The organism is Streptomyces cellostaticus, from assembly GCF_001513965.1.
GTDB classification, from domain to species: domain Bacteria; phylum Actinomycetota; class Actinomycetes; order Streptomycetales; family Streptomycetaceae; genus Streptomyces; species Streptomyces cellostaticus.
Map to the genome: position 1 here is coordinate 1 of NZ_KQ948054.1, position 5,098 is coordinate 5,098.

General features: G+C 69.4%; 2 protein-coding genes and 1 pseudogene. 2 read left to right on the forward strand and 1 reads right to left on the reverse strand.

From position 1 onward, the window contains the following. The first annotated feature begins 353 nt into the window (after positions 1 to 353). On the forward strand, positions 354 to 899 hold the full coding sequence (locus tag AQI88_RS38740; protein WP_067009560.1) for a hypothetical protein: 546 nt from the start codon (positions 354 to 356) through the stop codon (positions 897 to 899). Between the two features lie 544 nt (positions 900 to 1,443). Continuing rightward, positions 1,444 to 3,942 carry a DEAD/DEAH box helicase gene (locus AQI88_RS38745; protein WP_067009563.1) on the forward strand — a complete coding sequence of 833 codons (2,499 nt, stop codon included), beginning with the start codon at positions 1,444 to 1,446 and terminating at the stop codon, positions 3,940 to 3,942. Between the two features lie 264 nt (positions 3,943 to 4,206). Here the strand turns inward: AQI88_RS38745 and AQI88_RS38750 are convergent. Next, positions 4,207 to 5,098 (reverse strand): annotated as a pseudogene (locus tag AQI88_RS38750) (hypothetical protein); the annotation flags it as partial.

Consider the following 5,098-nt stretch of genomic DNA (forward strand, 5'->3'; position numbering starts at 1 on the left):
GGGCCGGCCCGTTGGGCCGGGGTCCTCCGCTTCGCTCCGGACGGCGCCGCTTCGCGGCGCCTGGAACCTCCCGCGCTTCGCGCGGGAGGTGACCCCGTTTCACGGGGTCTGGGCCTTCGGCCCGTTGGGCGTGGTTCGCTGCGCTCCCACGCCGGGCCGGCCCGCTGCGCGGGCCAGTGGCCGGGCGCTCCGCGCCCGGCTCGCGGGCAGGGATGTGAACGGGGTTGGTGCAGGCTGAGGGTGACGGAGGGTCAGGGTCGCTCCGCGGCTGGCCGGGTGGATGGCGGTGGTGACGTATCGCATCATTCGACGTTAAGCCGAGCATGAAATCCACCTTGCGCACCCTCGCCGCAATGGCTCTCGCAGGCGCCGCCCTGTCGCTCGCCGGACCCGCCCACGCCGACGGCATCGACCCCCGCGCCAGAGGCGGACAGAAGGTGCTCCCCATCGACATTTACAAGCCCTTCCTCCCAGCCGCGGAACAGGATGGGGTGAAGTTCCACAACGTCAAGGTTGTCTCCTTCCTCCCGGGCGTCGTAGACGAGACCTGGATCGTCGCCTTCGGGGGGAAGAAGACGCACTACTACATGAATAAGGCGTGCTTCTCCCTCACCGGCGGCAACCTCCAGATCTCCGCCGACGCGATTAAGGCCCGCTGGCTCAGCAAGGATATTTCAGGTGAGAACAAGGGCAGCCCAGAAGAGGAGAAGCCTCTCAAAGAAGAGAAGTACCCCCCGCTGGCGGTAGCCGGCATCGCGGGAGGGAAGGTGATCCTCGTCAAACCAGGGGCGCCGAACTTCAAGGCAGATAGGGTGGAGAAGCTGATCGCGTGCTGGGGATCGATTCCAGACGACCTGCTTCCCAAGCCCCTGCCCAACCCGGGGGAAACAGGCAACTGATCGAACGTCGCGCCCCGGGCACCGGCCCCGCCCCACAACTCCCCCACCACAACCCACAGATCGCGTGCTGGGGATCGATTCCAGACGACCTGCTTCCCCCTCACGGGGTCCATGGCGGGGAGCGTGGCGGGGAAGATGAACAAGGTCTTGGCTTGCTGGGGAACGCCGCCAGACTTCGACTGAACGAACCACTGCCCGCACCCGCACAACCCGTAGGGGCCGCCACCACGGCGGCCCCTACGGCCATTCCCGAGCCCTCGCCCAACCTGGGAAATGGGCGAACAATCGAACGTCGCGCCCCGGGCACCGGCCCGCGCCCCACAACTCCCCCGCATAGCCCACAGCCGGCCGCCGGGCCCGCCTCGCAGCCGAGCCGGCCGAGGCGCCCGCACACGGCCCCGGGGAGTGAAGGGACCCACCAGCAGAGGCCCATTCAAGTACAGTCATCAATATGCATCACACTCAGATGTAGTGTGTAGGATCGCGAGAAGATGGCCACCACCGACCGGCGGAATATCCCGCTCTTCTCTCAGCGGAGCGCCCCATGAAAAAGATCAGTGACATCGTCCTGCGCCCTCATCAGGAGGAGGCCGTGGAGGCGATTATCCGGGGCCTCGACATTCCGCCCGGAAAGCGTATCCCGAAGGCGGGTCTGCGGGCCACGGTGGTGGCGGCGTGCGGGACCGGGAAGACGTTCATCGCCGCCGCGGCCGCGCTCCGCCTCGCCCGGGGCGGGCGGGTACTGGTACTGCTGCCCACCCTGGACCTGCTGACCCAGACCGCGCGGGAGTGGCACACGGCCGGCCACATCGGGCCCGCGGTCGCGGTCTGCTCCCTGGAGGACAACGCCCAGCTGTACGGGCTGAAGGTGCGTACGACGACGTCGGCCCCGCAGCTCGGGCTCTGGCACGGCCGGGGCCCGGTCACCGTCTACGCCACCTACGCCTCGCTGCCCGTCATCGCCGAGGCACACCGCGGAGAGTACGGGCTGCCCATGGAGCCCTTCGACCTGGTCGTCGTCGACGAGGCCCACCGCACATCGGGGTCGGCGGGGAAGGCGTGGGCGGACGTGCACCGCCAGGACGTCATCCCCGCCCATCGCCGGCTCTACATGACCGCCACCCCAAGGATCTGGGCCGAACGCCCGCCCAGGACGCGGGCCCAGGAGCGGGAGCGGGAGGAGGAGCGGCGGAAGAAGGCCGAAGCCGAGGGCCGGCGGTACGTGCCGCGGGTGAGGTGGGACCGGCTCCCGAAGGAGATGGCCTGCTCCATGGACGATCCCAAGATCTTCGGGCCGGTGGTCTACGAGCTGTCCCTCGCCGACGCCATCGCCCGAGGGCTTCTGGCGAAGTATCAAGTCGTCGTCGCCGAGCTGGTCGACCCCGTGGTGACGCCGGCCCGGCTCTACAGCGAGGAACGGTGGGAGGAGCAACTGCGCGGCCAGCGACTGGCCGCCGTGCAGACCGCCCTGCTGGAGACCATGGCCGAACACGACCTGAAGACGACGATCACCTTCCACCACCGCACCATCGAGGCGCAGGCCTTCGCCGAAGGCCTGGAGCGGGTCGCATCCCGGCTGCACGCCGTCGATCCTCTCCGGCACCCCGCCACGGTGTGGACGGGGTGGCTGCGCGGGGAACACGAGGCGGAGCACCGGACCACCGTGCTCGCCGACTTCGGCCGCCGCGCCGGGCGCGCCGTGCTGGCGAACTGCCGGGTCCTGGGCGAAGGCGTCGATATCCGGGCAGTGGACTCCGTCGCCCTGATCGACCCCAAGGGATCGGCCGTCGACATCGTCCAGGCCATCGGCCGGGCCCTGCGCCAGAAACCCGGAGAAGGGAAGACGGCGACCCTGATCGTGCCCGTCTTCCTCCGGGAGGACGAAAACCCCGAGGACATTCTCACCTCGAAATCCTATGGCCCCCTCATTCGGGTATTGAACGGGCTTCGGGCCCACGATGAGCGCGCCGTGGAAATGCTCGCAATTCCCCAGGAAAACCAGAAGCACATCGTAGCGCCGTCGCCTCCGGTCGGCGAGGCCCCCGCCGGCGGCGAGGAGGAGAACCGGCTACTCCTCCGGTTCGCGGCCCCCCGCGACCCCGCGCTGATCGCGAAGTGGATCAGCTACCAGGTCTTCAACACCGAGCGCCAGGACTGGCGCCGGGGCGTCGAGGCGGCCTTCCGATACCAGGAACGCGAGGGCCGCCTCCAAGTCCCCTACAACCACACCGAAGACCAGTACCCGCTCGGGCGGTGGCTCTCCGACCAACGCCGCGCGTTCCGCGCCGGGACCATGACCGGCGAACGGGCCGCCGAACTGGAAGAACTCGGAATCCTGTGGGACACCGCCGACGCCGCCTTCGAACAGAACCTCGCCGCCGCACACGCCTACCACCAACTGCACGGCACCCTGGCCGCGCCGCGGGGCGCGGCGATCCTCGACATCCAGATCGGACAGTGGCTCACCAACATCCGCCGACCCGGCGGACTCGGGAAAGACCCGGAGCGCGCCGAGCGGCGCGCCGCCGCCCTCGCCGCCGTCGACCCCGACTGGAACCCGGGCACGCTCGGGTGGACCGTGGACTGGCAACGCCACTACGCGTATCTGACCCAGTTCCTGGACGAAGGCGCGGTCCTCGACACGATCGTGCCTGGGGTGACCCGGCACGGGGACGACATCGGGCAGTGGCTGGCCACCCAGCAACGCGACTTCCGCCGGCTGAACGCCGAACAGCAGGCCCGGCTCAGCAAGCTCGGCGTTACCCCGGCGCCGGCACGGGCCCGCCAGGCGCCCGGGAGAACGAGCACGGCCTCCACGTCCGGGCGGGGCGCGGAAGCCTTCCAGACAGGCTTGGAAGCCCTTACGCAGTACCTCGAGCGAGAAGGCGGCGGCCTGCCCGGCCGGGCGCACGTCGAACACCTCCCCGACGGAACCGCCCACCGCACCGGGGTATGGCTCGCCAACCAGAAGCAGCGCCACGACCGGCTCCACCCCGACCAGCTCGCCGCGCTCGCCCACCTCGGGGTCGAGTGGGCGAACTGAAGGCCTCGGTGCCGCGTATGTCGGCCCGGCGTGGCACCGAGACAGGTCTCCCCCTCGCATACGTGGACACTCCGCCTCTACCGCGACCTCTCGCCTTCGTGTCAGTACACGACCTGCACATCTATCACCCGGTGACAGTGGTGACACCCCGGATCTCTCACCTCACGACAGTCACCCCACACACCGAAACAGTCACCGACCAGCACCAACGCACAAACCCTCACTATCTCTCAGAGTGCTGTCACGAAACCGAGAGATTGCAACTCAGCGCAGGTGGCGAAGCTCCCGCAGACCGTAGTCCGGTGGCAACCAGCCCCTCTTCCGCCTCTCGATGGTCTTTCGCGTATGGGGAGGCGGGTACGGACAGCCCTGCATCAGATCAGGTTCATCCCTGACCCACGCAAGCCCGTAATGGGTGGTGCATACGGGCCAGATGGTCTTCACCGGCTCCTTCGGGCTCGGTGCTGCCGCTCGTCGGCTCCGGCGCAACTTGGGGCGCGGCGGTTGGGGTGGGCGGAGCTTGCAGTCCTCGGCGAAGGCCGTCAGGGGCGGCAGCCCCTCGCTTCCTAGCGGGTCGCTGAAGAGTGAGCCGCTCGTGTTGGACCCGATCTTCCAGAGGAGAGCGGCCGCCCTCAGCAGCGGACAGGCCCAGTCGGGAACGGGGTGCGTCATGCAGCCCCGGCGCAGCCCGTGGTCGTGCAGGGTGATGGTCGTACCGTCCGGGGCCAGATCACGGACGTGCGCGGTGGCGAGCTGGGTGGTGGAGGCCGCGGTGAACGCGGCCGTGGCGAGCTGAGCCGCCAGGTACGGGTGCGCCGTCGCACGGTGAAGCCGCCACGCCACCTCCGCCTCGGTGACCGGCGGCATCACCGGCGGGAAGAAGTCCCGGTCCGCCGCCAGCGGTGCGGCGCACCGGCATGGGGCTGTCGTGTCATCGAAGGCCTTGAGGGTGGTCAGGGCGGGCAGGCTGATCCAGCGGTTCGCCAACGGCCGTGCCACTTGGGATGCCCCGCGTTGCGGGATGGCCGGCTCGGCCTCGGGCAGCAGGGCGGTGGCCTCGGCTACGCGGTGATCGACCTGCCGTAGCTCGCGTTCCAGGAACGCCCGCATGGACCTGTGGTGGCAGACCAGAACCAGGCGGACCCCCGTACGCCGA

Excerpts from the sequence above, each read along its gene's own strand:
- AQI88_RS38740 (WP_067009560.1), top strand. The coding sequence starts at position 354 with ATGGCTCTCGCAGGCGCCGCCCTGTCGCTCGCCGGACCCGCCCACGCC.
- AQI88_RS38745 (WP_067009563.1), top strand. The coding sequence starts at position 1,444 with ATGAAAAAGATCAGTGACATCGTCCTGCGCCCTCATCAGGAGGAGGCC.